This is a genomic window from Leptospira meyeri, assembly GCF_004368965.1.
Lineage (GTDB): Bacteria > Spirochaetota > Leptospiria > Leptospirales > Leptospiraceae > Leptospira_A > Leptospira_A meyeri.
This window is the reverse complement of record NZ_SORO01000001.1, coordinates 1,327,965-1,344,096: the sequence shown is the minus strand read 5'-3', so window position 1 is coordinate 1,344,096 and position 16,132 is coordinate 1,327,965. Positions and strand designations below refer to the sequence as shown.

Below are 16,132 nucleotides of genomic sequence, written 5' to 3'. Positions count from 1 at the left end.
TTATAACCTTTCGGGAAAGGCACCTTTTGATGGTGTCTTTGATCCTTTGGGTAGTAAAATCAAATCCACTTTTGGAATTTCTTTTCCAGAAGTGAGATTCTCACCAAAAGCTTCCCAAGATCCTTGGGTTAAGGAAAAAGAAAGTAAATATTGTAAATTTGGGTATTCCGGTAGTTTGATAAATGGAGTTCCCCCATGTAAGATGATAAAACGTTTGTTGGGGTATTTTTTTGCTAAGGTCGCAATCGATAAAATTTCGTTTTCGGAAGTCGAATCAAAAAGAAAAGTTGTAATGGATTTATCTTTTGTATGAGTTTGGAAGGATTTGAAAGAAGCGGTGTTAAATTTTTTTACTTTGAGTGTTTCTTTTAGGCGATTGTTTTTTACAAAAGATAAAGTTTCTACCGGTAATATTCCCAAAGTTTGAACTGATTTTGGATAAGCACGAATGGAGTCTTCGTTGATTTCTTTCACAAAATTTTTGGATTCGTTTAATTTGTTATACCTTTGGTGTCTTTCTTCGTTCCAGTGGGAAAGGAATTCTTTCTGTTTTGGGTTTTCATCGTATACTGTTGGTAAGATGGAGTTTTCATCATAAAGGCCAAGTTCTAATTTTTTGCGAATTTGTTTTTGGACCGCATCTTTTAGTTTGTCTTGTTCTTTTCCGTCTTTGTCTATATAACGAAACTCACCGTTTTTGTAGGCATCCGTTAATTGGGCTTTGAATTTTCTAGCTGTCTCTCCCCAACTCGTTAGCAGGACAATATTGGCACCAGCAAGGATGGTAAGGACTCCCGGTCTGTCTTTTTCGTAATTTTTTGAAATGGCGTGCATCTCCATTGCATCCGTGATAATGATTCCATCAAAGTTTAAGTTTTTACGCAAAACATCTGTTAGTATGATTTTAGAAAGGGTGGCTGGAAACTTTGGATCAATTTTTGGATACACAATATGGGCTGACATCACCGCTTCCGCTCCACCAGCGATCGAACGTTTGAAAGGTACTAGTTCTAATGCTTCAAGTTCTTCTAAACTTTTATTAATGATGGGTAGTCCCAAATGGCTATCGACAGTGGTATCGCCATGACCTGGGAAGTGTTTAATGACTGGCAAACATCCGCCAGCGCGTGCTCCTCTTTCATAAGCTACAGCAACATCAGAAACTCGTTTGGAATCAGAACCAAACGAACGTGTATTGATTACTGGGTTTAATGGATTGTTATTGATATCGAGAACAGGTGCAAAAAGAAAATTGAGTCCAAGGTTACGAAGTTCATAGGAAGTGACAAAACCAACGACTTCGCCCCATTCTGTACTTCCTGTTTGGCCAACTGCCATCGCACCTGGATACGGCGTGATTCCATCTTGGACACGGAAGACGCGACCTCCTTCTTGGTCCGTAGAAATAAAAAAAGGAGGAAGGCCTTGGTCTTTGGCTGCAACTTGTAATCCTTGAGTGAGAGAAAGAATTTCTTCTTTTTTACCCAAGTTCTTTCCGAAGAGAATGATCCCTCCAGGTTTGGTGGCCGCAATTTCTTCCAAAGCCACAGCATCCACTGTCTTTTGTGGAATGGCAATGTGAATGGTTTGGCCCACAAGTTCTTCTTCTGACATTGCGTTTGTGATAGTTCTGGCTTTTGTGTCCAACCAAGTTTTGCGTTCATTGGCAACAAGTTCGGTAAGATAAAATCCAAAACAATAGGAGGAGCCAAAAAATCCAAAAAGGAGGAAGAGGGAAAATGAGGTGCGAAGTAGAACTTGGTTCATAAGCTATGTTGGTACGATCTACGGATGGCTTTTCCGAGACAACCAAGAAAAAAATCTACATTCTTTGCGAAACCATCGTCTGAGTTTCTGTGGATGATTTTTATAAAAACCTAAAACCAAGTCCTAGTTTTAAAAATCTTTTTGATGGTGGGGTGCCCACAAAAGTTCCCGATGATTGGTTTATCCTGATTACCGACATTGTTGGATCGACAAAGGCAATTGAAGAAGGTCGATACAAAGATGTAAACACCGCTGGAGGGCTTACCGCCATTGCTGTTGCCAATGTCTATGGACATATGAATTTTCCTTTTGTGTTTGGCGGAGACGGAGTTACTTTTTTACTTCCAGTTCATTTATTGTTTCCCATTCGCTCTGCCATTGCCGATACCATCTCCCAAGTGCGATCTGCATTTGGATTGGATATGAGAGCCGGGATTGTTCCTGTCCAAGAATTGTATCGCGCAGGTGCTGAGTTATACTTAAGTAAGTTTCGTGCCTCTGCCCAATACGTCCAATGTTCCTTGTTTGGTGATGCCTTACCTTTGGCAGAAACATGGATCAAAGAAGGAAAAGATGAATCTTATCTTGTCCGAGAAAATGAAAAAATTCTACCTGCTGATTTTACAGGATTTACTTGTCGGTGGCAAGACATCCCAAGTGAAAGAGGTGAGATAGTTTCTCTCATCGTAAAACCCATCCACAGAGACATAGAAGTTTGTAAAAAGACAGTTACCCGGGTTCTTAATTTCATTCGTTCCGAATATGGGGAAGAAGGTGAATACCATCCGCTACGAGTGAATCGGATTGAACTAGATTCGGGGCCATATTTACGAAAGGAGGCACTGGCTCGTGTTGGAAAATCAAATGGAATTAGGTTTTATCTCACTTTAGCAAACATCTGGTTTGAAAGAATTGTCGTAGCAATTGTGATGCGATTTGGGATTCCTCTTCATTCTGGTCATTATTCGTTAAATAAACTAAAAGATTACCAAGTTCTTTCTGCCGATTATCGAAAGTATGATGGAACTCTCAAGATGGTAATCGATGGCTCTCATGAACATAGAGAAGCTCTCGTTTCTTTTTTAAACCAAATGGAATCCGAAGATTTTCTTCGTTATGGGATCTTTGTTTCCAATAGATCATTGATGACTTGCGTATTAAAAGTGGCTTCTTCCGAAGAGGTACATTTTGTGGATGGAGCAGATGGCGGCTTTACGATGGCCGCCAAATCTTTGAAAGAAAAGTTAAAAGTGCTTTAAACGGTTATTGCTCCACGCAGATTAGTTTTTTCTGCAAATCACATCTTCTTTCTGCGTTCGATACGGAACCATTGCCATTGCGTACCCAAATTTCTCCATAGAAGTAAGTGGAAGCATTGGTTGTGCAGGTTTCGTAGTTAAATCCATGGCAATTGTGGCGATAGGTTAACGATGCATCGTTGCAAGTTGCTAAAGTTGGTGTACTCGCTTGTATAGCTGGATTTAACGTATTGGTCATCCCAGTCCAAAATTCATCTGATGCAGTTGTAGAAAAATCGCGAGACATTGATGTTGGACTGAATAATGCAGATCCATTAGCGATAAAAAGTCTCGTATGTTCATCGCTACAAACCGTATACCCAGAACCTGTACAGCGATAGTAATAATAGTTAGGTGATAATACCCAGTTGATTCCACCTGGGACCCGATGGTTGACAATAGACGTATCTCCAACACTATTGCTGATGATCAGTGCTTTGTAAGTTCCTGAAACACCTGCTGGTTTATTATTATTACAAGTAAGGTCAGCACCAAAAACACCATCGGTCCCCATTTCGCCTTTGTAAGTTCCTGCTGTCGTAAAAATTTTCTTTCCCGTTGGTTCGTCGTCTTCATTAGTGATGGAGCGATCTGCAGGTTTTTGTGCATTTTGGTAGTTCGTATCTGTATTGGCCACTAAAGAAAATTGGATATCAAATGCTTGGTTGCCATCGGCATAAGTATCATCTTCTCCAGAGACGGTGAAAGATTGTTTGTAAGCTGAACTAGCACAACCTGAATCAGAAGCATTCCCTGGTTCTACTTCGCTATTCACTGGGAAAGTAATTTGCGAAGGAGTGATTGTTTTGCACTCGTTGTAGGCGGCTTCTGTCGAGGTATATGTTTTACAGCTAATATTTAAAACCACTGGTTGGGTTGGATTATTCCCACCTAGGCAAACATGTACTGTCGCAACGTTTGTAGTTCCTTCTCTTGGGGAACCAGAATGGGTTACATAGAAAGCTTTCTCATCATCAGTCGTAGATGCATATATATCAATTGGATCGTAAGCCAATCCACCAGTAGAAGTCGCTGTTGTGATGGTCCAATTTTGTGTGAGGTCAACCAAAGCATCATCCACATGAGTGAGTGCAATTCTGTTTGTCGCACCGGTTTCCATCGCATTGTAATTACTAGAATCGATCGTCACATTTGCGGGAACGGTTCCTTCCGTAGTATCTGAAGAGGTCAAGCCAACGGTTACTGGCGATGAAGGCGAAGACTGAGTGATGAGCCAAATTTGAGTGGCACCACCTTCTTGCGCCGAAAGCCGGTCGCTTATCAGGGTTCCGCGAGGAGGACCGGAGTAGTTACAAGGTTGGATGAGATGAGTTCCATCATTATCACAAGAACGAATGGAAAAATTGGGCTTGTATACTGTTGTACTATAAGTTGAGTCCGAAGAGTTAACAGTAAAGGAAACAGTGTAATCCTGGTTTCCCGAATTTGCTGAATCAGACGCTCCAATCGAACGGAAGGTTTGGTATGTGTTCCAATCAGTCGGTGTAAAAGTCAAGGAAGGTGTTTGGATTGTACATTTACTTCCGCAGTTGGAGGTAAAATTTAATGTGACGTTGTTTGTTGGTTTTGAGCGCAATCTAATTTGGAAGTTAGCATACTTATCTCCAAATTGATTACTTTCATCCGTGGCAAATCCCGTGATCGTAGGAATGCTTGCACTCGCTGAACTGATCGTCGAACCACCGCTAAATTTTAGCACAGTGAATCCAGGCACACTTTGGTCTAAGTTATAAACCACTACATTTCTTGGTTTAATTCCGTTGTATTCTGCATCAGTGCTAGTTGTTTTTCCAAGTTCGATCGTATATGATTTTAAGCCATCTAGCTCCAAATCATCGACGGAATCAACAGTGACTGTTTGATCTGTACACCAATTTCCGGTTCCAGGGCAGGCTCCAGAAGTGAATGTTAATGTTTTCGGATTTGCGATTCCTTCCCTATTTCCCACATTCACGGAATCGTAGGCATCATTGATGGGAATGGAAACATTTGCGGCCGGCGCAGTTCTGAGTCTGACTTTGAAAGTTCCGTTAGTGGTATTTGCCAAAGGACCAGGTTCTTCCATCACTCGGATGTTTGAGACCCTTACACCAGGGGCATCTGCATCCTCGACAGAAACGGAAATATCACAGGCATCTTTTCCTGAATAGGTTCCCGTCGTTTCATTTCCACCTGCATCTTTTTGTACCATTGTACCTAAAACCAGTGTCATTGGATCCACAACAGGATTTCTTAGTGAATCATGCGAGGTAGTAAATCGGAAACATTGTCTAGCAGCTAGGCCGTTGCCATTGAAGGTAAGTTTTGAAGGAAGGGCTACTGGACCAGGTACTGATTGAGTAGAGGTGACTCGTGAACCATAGTTAGATGATACGGATACAGGAATTTCTACTGATCCAGTGAAAGGGGAATTAGGATAAATACATGTTTCAAAACTACTATACCCAAAGTCGCTGTCAGTCGGTGCAGGCGTAATACCTGAATCTTCTGTTGTACTGAATGATGCTGATACATTCCCATCTTCAACAAGTGACACTGCCTTCGTGGTAATGGTTACATCACTCGAACAAGCCACAGTGTTTCCAAGCAGTCGATCAAACCGTTCACTGAATCCAAAAAGGAAAGTATCTCCAGCAGAAACCTGTCCACTGCAACCTTGGAATAGGAAGAATGAGAGAAATAGAATTAAAATTGAGGATTTTATCTGTTGGTAAAAGTACATAATCATTTCCAGTTTCCAATGGCTTTGGCTTGTCCAATTGTTTCGAGCAATCAGATCGGAGCAACGAAAAACCAATCGTGAACAAATTTTGAATCAATCTTAGTGTCTTTGTTAGTTGGTGATGAAAAAACGAGCAGATTGTAGTGGAATCTAAGGTGAAGTTTTAGGGTGAAGTCCCAAAGTATGTGTCAACTTTATGGAATCATGATTTTCTTTTTTATTTCTAAATCTGTTAATTTTAGCTGAACTAATTTTCATTTGATTTTCCCAGTCACTTCTCAAGATAAGGACTGTTGGCTTTATGCGTAAAAGAATATACTTATCAATCCTAATCCATTCCACCTTCCTTTTGTTATTTGTTATCAATTGCAATAGTATTGTAAAACAAGAGTGGAAGGATTCAGTTGCTTTTCAAAAATTTTGCGGATGTGTCACTCCTAAAGAGGAGAAAGCCGGCGACTATTTGGGGAGTTTGCCCGAAGGATCTTTGGATAAACTGGGAACTTCGGAATATTTGGAGAAATTATATAAAGGTCTTCGCAGTGATTTTGAACACTCCGGAACTCCATTTGAGGAAGTGGGAGGAAGTCTTGTCGGAAAAGGGGTCGAACTCAAACGCATTGAAGATGATGAAAAAAGGTTACGAGAACTTTTAATTGTGATCGATGGGGACGTAGCTTTTCCATCTGGAAAATCAACTCTCACTCCAAAAGCAAAAGAACTCATCGCAAAGGTTGGGGACGCTATGGAAGCATACCCTGAAACCAATTGTCGAATTGGTGGACACACGGATAGTGTGGGTGCATTCGCAATGAACCTTAAGTTAAGTAAGGAACGTTCTCAATCCGTAAAACTTGAATTAAAACTAATTCACAGAATTGTTGAAGCACGTTTTAAGGAAGTGGATGGTTTCGCAGATTTACATAAAATAGTAGATACAATGCTTGCGGAAAAGAAAAACCGCAGAACAGAAGTTTATGTTGGGACGGTTCGCATTGTTTATTAAGTGCCCAAAATTGATTTCATTAAAATTATCTTCAGTTCTCTTTTCTATTTTATTTGTCTTAGCGGTATTTCCTTTGATGTCAGAGGAATCAAATCCAGAAGTAACTAACGCAAATGCAAACACTTCTATACCATTAGCAGACCGGGAAGATAACAAAACACAAATGGATATCTTCAACCAAGTGTATGAACATAGGTTGATGTTTCGTGGTGGTTGGGGGATCGGGAAACTATCACCAGCTATTTTAAATGAAACAGGACCGGCTTGGTTTCAGAACTCACTTTTTCGCCAAATCACAGAACCAGGGGCTCCCCTTTCGATTCCTTACAAACCAGCCAAAGATTTGGGAGTCAATTCACAATTTTGGGACATTCGGTACGGTTATAAAAATAAATTTGAAGTCCAGTTCGCAGAAGATACCTCGCTTGGTGTTTACAGTCGTGACCTACCTGCATCCAACAACTTCTTTTCTCCAAGAACCGATACTTATTGGGCCAGCACCTTTGAAGGGAATCGTTTGCTTCGATTTGAAGGTGTAAGCCAACACTTACGGTTTTCTTATACGCACCCTTTTTCTAAAATTTTTATGATTGGTCCTTCCATCAATTTTCATCGTTATACGGAAAGAAATAATATTTCCTATGGTTCCTATTCGACGAGCCGGCCTGAGGCATCTGTTCCCAACAAAGCCACTTGGTCCATTGGTGGGGATGCCAATGCAGAATATTCGATGAAAGGAATTTTGCCTGGAATTTTTGCTAAATTCAAACTGCGTGATTGGTGGGAACTTCGGGCTCGACTGGAATTGTTAGACCGAAAAGGCAATTTCTCTGTGTTAGGTTCTCAAATCATCCAAGAAGTATTTTCGGAAGGAAGTTCCAATCTGAATGGAGTTGTTCCGGCGTATGGTGGGAAAGTGAGAGATAAAGGAACCATTTTAAACATCGAAACTTCGTTTCAATATTGTCGGTTTAGTTTGGACATTGGAATGATCCGCCAAGATGTCAAACGAACCTATGATAGTTATTTGGGGGATACAATTGGAAACGTTCCTCGTAGTGACTATTCTGCAAGGAGTGTTTACATCGGGTTTGCCGAAATGTCAGATTCGATCAAACATACTGTGACAGAGTTTTACATTATGCCGGGTGTTTCTTTTTTCTACGACTCAGACCGAATTTACTGATACTTAATTTTGCCTTTGGTTTATGGTTCATTTTTCCTAAACCAAAATGCACAAATCACTTTCATCTTTCTTTTTAAAAATGTTTGATTTTTCTTTCCGTCCAAACAATCTAATGGATGATGCGGTATTTTCTTTTTATTAGCTTTTTTTTAATGATTTCTTGTGGAAATTCTTCTGACAATTCCAATTCTAACAAGCAGGAATCCACAAGTTCTAACGACACAAAACGAATTATCTATTTTGGTGATTCGCTGACAGCAGGGTATGGACTTCTTGATTATGAAGATGCTTGGCCTCACGTCCTTACCAAACGAATCAAAGCGGAAGGGTATTCCTACCAAATGACAAATGCCGGTGTTTCCGGTGATACAACGAGTGGTGGTCTTGGAAGATTGGAATGGGTTTTGGCAGAAAAACCATCCATCTTTGTACTCGAGTTAGGTGCCAATGATATGTTACGTGGGATTAGCCCTTCGGTCACAAAAGAAAATTTACGGTCAATGATTCGACAAGTGAAATCTCAATACCCTTCCACCAAAATATTGTTAGTGGGAATGTACGCAACTCCCAATATGGGAAAAAAATACGCTAAGGAATTTAATTCCATTTATCCGGATTTATCCAAGGAAGAAGGTGTGCCTTTGGTTCCATTTATTTTGGAAAAAGTTGCCTCCATTCGCAAACTCAACCAAAAGGACGGGATTCATCCAACGGAAGCGGGTCACAAACTGGTATCTGATACGGTGTATCCGTATCTCAAGCCCTTACTCGTAAAATAATTTGATTGGAGCCAAAAATGACTAGTCCCTTTCCTATCCCGAGTTTTGCAGAACGTTGTAAGTCATCCGCAAAACAATCATTTGGTGCTTCATTTTCCCATCCCTTTGTTTTGGCTCTTGCCGACGGATCCTTAGATCCAAAAGTTTTTCGTTTTTACCAAATCCAAGATGCCAAGTATTTAGAATCTTTTTCAGATGCTTGTGCCATTCTCTCCACAAGGGTGACTGACCCTGAAGATAAACTTTGGCTTGTTGATGCAGCTAGGATGGCTCTTGTTGTGGAAAGCCAACTCCATATGGGTTATGGAAAAACACTAGGTTATGATGCCAAAACCATTGCCGAAACAGAACCAACTCCCAACAATTTAGCTTACCAAAACCATATGATTGCCTCCGTTGTTAAAGGTTCTGTTGTGGAAGGATTTGCGGCTATCGCCCCTTGTCCGTGGCTTTATATTGATTTGGGACAACATTTGTTAAAAGTGAAAGGATCCATTCCGGAAGACCATCCTTATGCCTCTTGGTTACTGATGTATTCCGATCCAGGATTTAATGAATATATGACAAACCTTCTTTCGCGGTTACAAAAATATGCGGATCTTGCCGATGAAAATTCTAAAAAAAGGGCCGTGGCGGCCTTTCAGCAAAGTTGTAATTACGAATGGATGTTTTGGGAACAGGCTTGGACGGAACAAACTTGGCCTTCCCGTTAAGTTTCTGTTAGTTGGCTCCCTAACTTTTCGAGTGATAGGAATTTGGACGTGAGGAGTTCGCACTCCTTTTTCCGATTTCCCTATTACTTTCGATTTTCCTCCGCAATTTCCGACTTTTTTCCTTGCCGATTTGTCCTGATTCCAAATGATGGTTTCACAAACCTTCTGCGGGAATAGCTCAGCGGTAGAGCATCTCCTTGCCAAGGAGAGGGTCGCGGGTTCAAGTCCCGTTTCCCGCTAATGAAGGTACGCTTCTTTTTCTTTCCACTACACTCTCTTTATTTACACTGGATATAATACGATGGAATTTACGGCAAAAAAAAATAACAACGCAACCTGTGACTTAAGCATTCAATTTAGCGCTGAAGAAGTCCGCACTGCCTACTCTAAGGCTTACAAAAATGCATCCGAAAAAGTTAAAATCCCCGGTTTTCGTCCCGGAAAAGCACCTCTTGGTATGGTCGAAAAAGTTCTTGGTGATTCGGTTATGGATGATGCAGCCAACATTATGTTAAACCAAGCAATGGCAGATCTATTTGATAAATTGGAACACAAACCAATTCGTCTGCCACAATTCCAAATGGAAACATTTGATAAAAATACTGGTGCCAAAGCCAAAGCCACTTACGATACCAAACCAGAAGTCACCTTACCAAAGTTAAAGAAGATCAAGATCCAACCGAAAGAAATTAAAATTTCAGATGCGGACATCCAAAAAGAATTGGAAGGGATTCAAAAAAATATGGCTCGCAACACTTTGAAAGAAGAGGGCGAACCTGTAGAATCCACAGATCTTTTAGAAATCAATTATAAGTTCAAAGAAACTGACAAAGAATATCCGGAACAAGGCCAAGTGGGAAAATTCCAAATGGGTGCTCCTCAAAACCCTCCTGGTTTTGAATCCAACCTTCTCGGTATGAAACTAAACGAAACAAAAGAGTTTTCTTTTACTTACCCTGACTCGTACCCACAATCTCCTGAGTCCGCTGGAAAAACCATCGTTTACACTGTAACCGTTTCTGCTGTTTACAAAGTGACTTATCCAGAAATCAATGATGACTTTGCATCAGAAGTGGATGGATCTGCCAACTTACAAGAGTTAAAAGAAAAAACCAAAAAACAATTAGTGGAAATTTTTGGTAATGCACTCACAAAACGTGCCACCGACGATGCTTACAACGAAATCATCAAAGAATCCAAATTCATCATTCCTGAATCTTTAATTTACGAAGAAACAGAAACCGTTTTCCAAAACTTTATGCGTGAATTTGGCCTTCCTGTTTCCTCATTAGCGGACTATGCAAAACGATTGAACAAGGAAGAAAAAGAAGTTCGTGAATCTTTCTCCAAAGCAGCTGAAAAACGCATCCAAACCTATATTTTGAAGCAGAAAATCGCAGAAGACCACAAAATCCAGATTTCTGACGAAGAAGTGGAAGCCGGATACGAAAAAGAGGCAACTCAGCAAGGAATTACTGCCGAAACCCTTAAAAAAGAAGTCCAAAAACAAAAGGCGGAAACCTACTACCGTGACAAATTCCTGTTTGATAAAATCGACGAGTTTGTATACGCTGAGGTAGAAAAGAAGTCGCCTAAGACTATTTCAACGGAAGAAGCTGAGAAAATTCTCAGCGGGAAAGAAGAGTAAACTATGTCTACACTCATGCCTTATGTAATCGAACAAACAAGCCGTGGCGAACGCCAATACGACATTTTTTCGCGGCTTTTGAAAGACCGGATCATTTTTCTTGGATCTGCTATCGACGAAACCTATGCCAATGTCATTTCGGCACAGCTTTTGTTTTTGGAGGCTGAAAATCCTGACCGTGACATCTATCTTTATATTAATAGCCCTGGTGGGTATGTGAGTTCTGGCCTTGCCATTTACGATACCATGCAACTCATCAAACCTGAGGTAAGAACACTTTGTATTGGACAAGCATCGTCAATGGCGGCCCTTCTTCTTGCAGGTGGTGCCAAAGGGAAACGGTCTGCACTTCCTAACTCTAGAATAATGTTACACCAACCTTACGGTGGAGCAGGTGGACAAGCTTCGGATATCGAAATCTCTGCCAAAGAAATCATCAAGATCAAGGACAAACTCATCGATCTTTATGGAAGACATACTGGAAAATCTTCTGACCAAGTCCGAAAAGACACAGAAAGAAATTTCTTTATGAGTGCCGAAGAAGCCAAAGATTACGGCATCATCGACAACGTCATCCAAGAACGCAAACAGATGCCACAAGCTTAAAAGAGGGGCTACATCATGACCAAACGTCCAAGCCAAACGGGTAATTCCAGAGAAAAATTACATTGTTCTTTCTGCGGAAAGGCCCAAGACGAAGTAAGAAGGCTTGTTGCAGGTCCTGGTGTTTATATCTGTGATGAGTGCATTTCTTTATGTAATGAAATCATCGCAGAAGAGCCGCAAGGTGGTGAAAAAACTGCCATTGTTGGTGACATCCCAAAACCAACCGAAATCAAAAAAATCTTAGACCAGTATGTGATTGGACAAGAACAAGCAAAAAAAGCTTTGTCGGTTGCTGTTTATAATCACTACAAAAGAATTTTCCATAACGAACGTAAGGCGGGTGACGTGGAATTGGAAAAATCCAATATCATGCTCATTGGCCCTACTGGTTCTGGAAAAACGCTTCTTGCGCAAACACTCGCTCGAATTCTCAAAGTTCCTTTTGCAATCGTAGATGCTACTGCCCTTACGGAAGCCGGTTATGTGGGGGAAGATGTGGAAAACATCATCCTCAAACTCATTCAGAATGCAGACAATGATGTCAAACGTGCCGAGATGGGGATCATTTATATCGACGAAATTGATAAAATTTCCCGTAAATCGGATTCTGCCTCCATCACTCGTGATGTGAGTGGGGAAGGAGTACAACAAGCTCTTCTTAAAATCATTGAAGGTACTGTTGCCAATGTGCCACCACAAGGCGGACGTAAACACCCACACCAAGAATACATTCCTGTAGAAACCAAAAACATCCTCTTTATTTGTGGGGGAGCGTTTGTGGGTCTTAGTGACATCATCAAACAACGAGTTGGTGTAAAATCAATCGGTTTTCATTCGAATGAAATAGTTAATGATAAAGGTCGCAAAATCGAAGAAGGGGAATCGGTAGTCCATCACGTGATCCCTGATGACTTAATGAAATTTGGACTCATCCCAGAATTCATAGGACGACTTCCGATCATTGCCACTCTCGATGAACTAACTATCGATAGTTTAAAATCCATTTTTACAGAACCAAAAAATTCACTTCTCAAACAATACCAAAAGATGTTTGATATTGAGAATGTAAAACTCAAGTTCACAGAAGCAGCTATCGAAGCAATTGCCCAAACCGCCATCAAACGTGAAAGTGGGGCTCGTGGACTCCGTGCCATCGTAGAAGAGATTATGATGGAACTCATGTTCCAAATCCCTTCGCGTAAAGATGTTTTGGAAGTAGTTGTGACAGATGAAACGGTTCTGAAAAAAGATGCACCAATCACCATTCTTAAAGGCGATATCGAAAAGATTGCTTAAAGTTCAAATGACAATCTTTGGATTTGAATTTTGAATCCAGAGAAACAATATTAAACCTATCGTTTTGATAGGTTTTTGTTTTTATAGAGGTGCCAATGATGGATTCTCATCCGAAAAGATACCGACAAACTTTCCCACTTCTCTTCACTCAGATTCGACTTTTTGTTTTGCTTTTGACTGTTTGCATGGTGTTTTCTTTTTCCCATTGTCATTTGCAAAAAGACTCGGATCTCGCACCTACCACCCATGCCAGCGCTTCTGGTTCAAACGAGATGGAAGTGCAAAAAACAAACCATCTCGAATGGGTCAAAATTAAAGAAACGGTTTGGATCCATCGCAGTTTTGGAGAATTTGGTGGGCAATTGTATTCTGCCAATGGCCTAGTGGTTCTCACAAACAAAGGTGCTGTCGTAGTTGATACACCGTGGACCGAGTCACAAACAGAAGCATTATTTTCTGAGATTCAGACTAAGTTCCAAAAAGATATTTTGTTTTTAATTGTGACTCATGCACATGACGACCGTATGGCGGGAGTTTCTCTTTTCCAAAATAGGAAGATTCCTGTTTATAGCACTTCCTTAACGGCAAAATTAGCAAAAGAAAGAGGGTTTGGAAAAACAAATCCTATTCTTGATATCCAAACAAGACTCTCCGCTGGAAATCAGTCGGTAGAGGTTTTTTTTCCAGGCCATGGACATTCGTCAGACAATATTGTGGTATGGCTTCCTGAAAGCCATATCCTCTTTGGAGGATGCCTCGTCAAGGCACTGGATGCAAAAGATCTTGGGAATGTAAAGGAAGCGGATTTGAATGAATGGCCAAATTCTGTGAAGAGGGTTTTGTCACGGTATCCAGATGCAGAAGTAGTGGTTCCCGGTCATGGCGACTGGGGAAAGTTAGACTTACTTCGCCATACGATTCGTTTACTTGTTTCGCCTAACGACTAAAATTGAAAGTTTTTCCATTGGGTTTGTAAGATTTCTTTCTGCACCTAATGCACCCATCTTTTTGGCAATCGCAAGTAACATCTGTCTAGACGAGCTTGGTTTTAAGTCTAAAAGATAATCTACGAACTCTTCCATAATTTCAAAAGATGTAAGTCCAAACTGAGTGAGAGTTCTGTCACTTGCCCAAACCAAATAATCTCCAATTTCAATTCCATCGGCCATCGAGAGTGGATGTTTGTGGTTCGGATACCAATGGTCATCTCCACTCCCTTCAATCACTTGGATTCCATGATCAGAAAATTGAAAGATAGGCATGTCCATATAGTGTAAAAAAGACATTTTGTCTTCTCTATTTTGGATTCCAAAAGCAGAGATTTTTAATTTTAAAAATGTAAATTGGTGAAGGGCAGATTTTAGTTTCTCTAAAATTTCTTCGGTAGTAAAAAGACCCTCACCAAAAGAAGAGATGATTCCATGTATAAATACCTTTTCAGAAGATTCTAAAATCCCTGGTTCCATATGTCCCGCAAGGATTCCAAAAATTCCATCCTTTGCTCTGACAATCCGAATGTAATCTGCTCCCGCATAACGCATGACAGAAGGAAATACGGAGACATCGAATCCGGGAATTTTTGGGATCAAAATGTCAGGGATTTGTTTATTTACGGAAACGGCTTGGTTTGTTTTCCAATCAAATTTGTTTTCAAATTGTTCTTCACCTAAACTTTCATCTCCTTGGAGGAGCGTGAACCGAACCGACTTATAAATTTTGTATTCTTCAGTTTCTTTGTTTAGATTTCGAATGTCTTTTGGTAGTTCGTTGTCTTGGATATGCGCTATTAAATGTAAAATATACTGATATAAAAATCCGAGAAAATAATAGGTTAAAAAACCAATGAGGAGAGAAAATACAAAAGAAGAATAAATCCCAACCAAATTGAAGTTAAGTGCATTTTCTCCTTTGGGATTTTGCCAATGGGTAAATGTAAATTCTGCAAATAAAAAATGGATAAAAAAGAAAAGAAAAGAAATAATACCTAACAGTACAGGAAGTTTGACTCGATAACTCATTTGCGGTCTGTTGTTTCCAATACTTTCATAATGATGGCAGAAAGAAAGAATAGAAAACTAAGAGGAACCAGTAACATCAACATCGAAAAAACATCAGGGCCCGGAGATAAAACAGCTGAAACAACTGCGATGACAAGCACTGCCTCTCTCCATCTGGAAATCAGAAAACGAGAAGAAAGGATACCAATCCTACCAAGTAAGATGAGAACAATTGGTAATTGAAAAGAAGCACCAAACACTAGGTGCAAATTAAAAAACAAATCGTAGTATTCGTCAATCGGTAAATACGGATCCACTCCATCCGGCCTAAGTACCACAAGGAAAACCCGAAGGAAATTTTCGAAGACGGTAAACCAACAAAGAGCAAGCCCCGACCAAAAGAGTAAGGTGGAAAAAAGAATGATAAATTTTCCCCATTTTTCTGTTCTTGGGTCCACAGCAGGAGCGATGAATCCCCAAAGGATGTATAAGAGAAATGGCAAAGAAACAAGAACCGATAAGATAAACGAGGTTTTGAGATAAATCAGAAATGGAGCCATGAGCTGGATCTGAAAAAAATGGGCATCGGGTCCCAGGACTGATTTATAGGGTTGGATGAGAAAAGTATGGATCTCGCTTCCAAAATACAATGTTCCTACCATAAAGGCAGAGACCACTAAAATGGAATAAATGAGTCTTTGCCGGAGTTCTTCTAAATGATCCCCCAGGGACATGTATTTCTCCCTGGTTTCGGAATCCTCCGGCAGTGGCAGTGGTGCGGTTCTTTTTTTCCCGGCCAAGGTTTCTTCTTATGCTTTTTTCTTTTTTCCGGATTTGGAGGCACCCGTGGATGCGGACTTTGGTTCTTCTTGTGGAAAACTAGTTTGAGATGGCTCGTCTTCCTGGCCGGTTAAGGACTTCCGAAATTCTTTGATTCCAGAACCCAAATCTTTGGCAAGGCTTGGGAGTCGTTTTCCGCCAAAAAAAAGTAACGCTAAGAACACAATGAGTGCAATCTCCCATGGTCCTAAATTAAAAAAAGCAATAGGTGCTTGAAAAGAAAACGGATTGGATGGCATATTTCCCTCTTAAG

Annotated in this window: 14 protein-coding genes and 1 tRNA gene; 10 read left to right on the top strand and 5 right to left on the bottom strand. The window is 40.5% G+C overall.

The window, feature by feature from the left end; genetic code table 11:
• Positions 1 to 1,767: a glycoside hydrolase family 3 protein gene (locus CLV96_RS06250; RefSeq protein ID WP_004784209.1), complete on the bottom strand. Its 1,767-nt coding sequence runs from the start codon at positions 1,765 to 1,767 to the stop codon at positions 1 to 3.
• An 89-nt stretch (positions 1,768 to 1,856) separates the two neighbouring features.
• On the opposite strand from CLV96_RS06250, the gene CLV96_RS06245 reads away from it, so the two are divergent.
• A complete protein-coding gene (locus CLV96_RS06245; RefSeq protein ID WP_004787016.1) occupies positions 1,857 to 3,026 on the top strand; it encodes a DUF3095 domain-containing protein in 1,170 nt (389 codons plus the stop codon).
• Between the two features lie 4 nt (positions 3,027 to 3,030).
• On the opposite strand, the gene CLV96_RS06240 is transcribed toward CLV96_RS06245, so the two are convergent.
• Entirely contained in the window at positions 3,031 to 5,808 is a 2,778-nt protein-coding gene (locus CLV96_RS06240; protein ID WP_004786885.1) for a DUF1554 domain-containing protein, read from the bottom strand.
• Between the two features lie 301 nt (positions 5,809 to 6,109).
• On the opposite strand from CLV96_RS06240, the gene CLV96_RS06235 reads away from it, so the two are divergent.
• The 9 genes from CLV96_RS06235 (at position 6,110) to bla (ending at position 13,989) form a co-directional block, all read left to right on the top strand.
• Positions 6,110 to 6,814 (top strand): OmpA family protein, encoded by a 705-nt coding sequence (locus CLV96_RS06235; protein WP_004785837.1) that lies wholly within the window; start codon positions 6,110 to 6,112, stop codon positions 6,812 to 6,814.
• Positions 6,815 to 6,890: 76 nt separating this feature from the next.
• Complete coding sequence (locus CLV96_RS06230) at positions 6,891 to 8,000, top strand: hypothetical protein (RefSeq protein WP_004784734.1); 1,110 nt, start codon at positions 6,891 to 6,893, stop codon at positions 7,998 to 8,000.
• A 119-nt stretch (positions 8,001 to 8,119) separates the two neighbouring features.
• On the top strand, positions 8,120 to 8,779 hold the full coding sequence (locus tag CLV96_RS06225; protein WP_040917289.1) for an arylesterase: 660 nt from the start codon (positions 8,120 to 8,122) through the stop codon (positions 8,777 to 8,779).
• A gap of 17 nt (positions 8,780 to 8,796) precedes the next feature.
• Positions 8,797 to 9,492 (top strand): TenA family protein, encoded by a 696-nt coding sequence (locus tag CLV96_RS06220; RefSeq protein WP_004784699.1) that lies wholly within the window; start codon positions 8,797 to 8,799, stop codon positions 9,490 to 9,492.
• A 167-nt stretch (positions 9,493 to 9,659) separates the two neighbouring features.
• Positions 9,660 to 9,731 (top strand) — tRNA-Gly (locus tag CLV96_RS06215).
• Positions 9,732 to 9,793: 62 nt separating this feature from the next.
• On the top strand, positions 9,794 to 11,140 hold the full coding sequence (gene tig / locus CLV96_RS06210; RefSeq protein ID WP_004785434.1) for a trigger factor: 1,347 nt from the start codon (positions 9,794 to 9,796) through the stop codon (positions 11,138 to 11,140).
• 3 nt (positions 11,141 to 11,143) lie between these two features.
• Positions 11,144 to 11,746: an ATP-dependent Clp endopeptidase proteolytic subunit ClpP gene (gene clpP, locus CLV96_RS06205; protein ID WP_004786351.1), complete on the top strand. Its 603-nt coding sequence runs from the start codon at positions 11,144 to 11,146 to the stop codon at positions 11,744 to 11,746.
• Between the two features lie 15 nt (positions 11,747 to 11,761).
• Positions 11,762 to 13,042, top strand: coding sequence for an ATP-dependent Clp protease ATP-binding subunit ClpX (gene clpX, locus CLV96_RS06200; protein ID WP_004784821.1), 1,281 nt, complete (start codon positions 11,762 to 11,764; stop codon positions 13,040 to 13,042).
• Between the two features lie 95 nt (positions 13,043 to 13,137).
• A complete protein-coding gene (gene bla / locus CLV96_RS06195; RefSeq protein WP_243836421.1) occupies positions 13,138 to 13,989 on the top strand; it encodes a subclass B1 metallo-beta-lactamase in 852 nt (283 codons plus the stop codon).
• On the opposite strand, the gene rktP is transcribed toward bla, so the two are convergent.
• Genes rktP through CLV96_RS06180 form a run of 3 tightly spaced genes read right to left on the bottom strand, consistent with a single transcriptional unit; the run spans position 13,966 to position 16,118 of the window.
• The gene (gene rktP, locus CLV96_RS06190; protein ID WP_004786497.1) at positions 13,966 to 15,060 is read right to left on the bottom strand and encodes an Arg-Lys translocation region protein phosphatase RktP; all 1,095 of its coding nucleotides are present in this window, start codon (positions 15,058 to 15,060) and stop codon (positions 13,966 to 13,968) included. The genes bla and rktP overlap by 24 nt on opposite strands.
• Positions 15,057 to 15,839 carry a twin-arginine translocase subunit TatC gene (gene tatC, locus CLV96_RS06185; RefSeq protein WP_020778242.1) on the bottom strand — a complete coding sequence of 261 codons (783 nt, stop codon included), beginning with the start codon at positions 15,837 to 15,839 and terminating at the stop codon, positions 15,057 to 15,059. The genes rktP and tatC overlap by 4 nt, the downstream gene beginning before the upstream one ends.
• A 9-nt stretch (positions 15,840 to 15,848) precedes the next feature.
• Positions 15,849 to 16,118 (bottom strand): Sec-independent protein translocase subunit TatA/TatB, encoded by a 270-nt coding sequence (locus CLV96_RS06180; protein WP_004787433.1) that lies wholly within the window; start codon positions 16,116 to 16,118, stop codon positions 15,849 to 15,851.
• Positions 16,119 to 16,132 lie beyond the last annotated feature (14 nt).

Bases quoted from the DNA above. Each gene is read 5' to 3' on its own strand.
- CLV96_RS06250 (WP_004784209.1), bottom strand. From the start codon at position 1,767: ATGAACCAAGTTCTACTTCGCACCTCATTTTCCCTCTTCCTCCTTTTT.
- CLV96_RS06240 (WP_004786885.1), bottom strand. From the start codon at position 5,808: ATGTACTTTTACCAACAGATAAAATCCTCAATTTTAATTCTATTTCTC.
- CLV96_RS06235 (WP_004785837.1), top strand. From the start codon at position 6,110: ATGCGTAAAAGAATATACTTATCAATCCTAATCCATTCCACCTTCCTT.
- CLV96_RS06230 (WP_004784734.1), top strand. From the start codon at position 6,891: ATGTCAGAGGAATCAAATCCAGAAGTAACTAACGCAAATGCAAACACT.
- CLV96_RS06225 (WP_040917289.1), top strand. From the start codon at position 8,120: ATGCGGTATTTTCTTTTTATTAGCTTTTTTTTAATGATTTCTTGTGGA.
- CLV96_RS06220 (WP_004784699.1), top strand. From the start codon at position 8,797: ATGACTAGTCCCTTTCCTATCCCGAGTTTTGCAGAACGTTGTAAGTCA.
- tig (WP_004785434.1), top strand. From the start codon at position 9,794: ATGGAATTTACGGCAAAAAAAAATAACAACGCAACCTGTGACTTAAGC.
- clpP (WP_004786351.1), top strand. From the start codon at position 11,144: ATGTCTACACTCATGCCTTATGTAATCGAACAAACAAGCCGTGGCGAA.
- clpX (WP_004784821.1), top strand. From the start codon at position 11,762: ATGACCAAACGTCCAAGCCAAACGGGTAATTCCAGAGAAAAATTACAT.
- bla (WP_243836421.1), top strand. From the start codon at position 13,138: ATGATGGATTCTCATCCGAAAAGATACCGACAAACTTTCCCACTTCTC.
- rktP (WP_004786497.1), bottom strand. From the start codon at position 15,060: ATGAGTTATCGAGTCAAACTTCCTGTACTGTTAGGTATTATTTCTTTT.
- CLV96_RS06180 (WP_004787433.1), bottom strand. From the start codon at position 16,118: ATGCCATCCAATCCGTTTTCTTTTCAAGCACCTATTGCTTTTTTTAAT.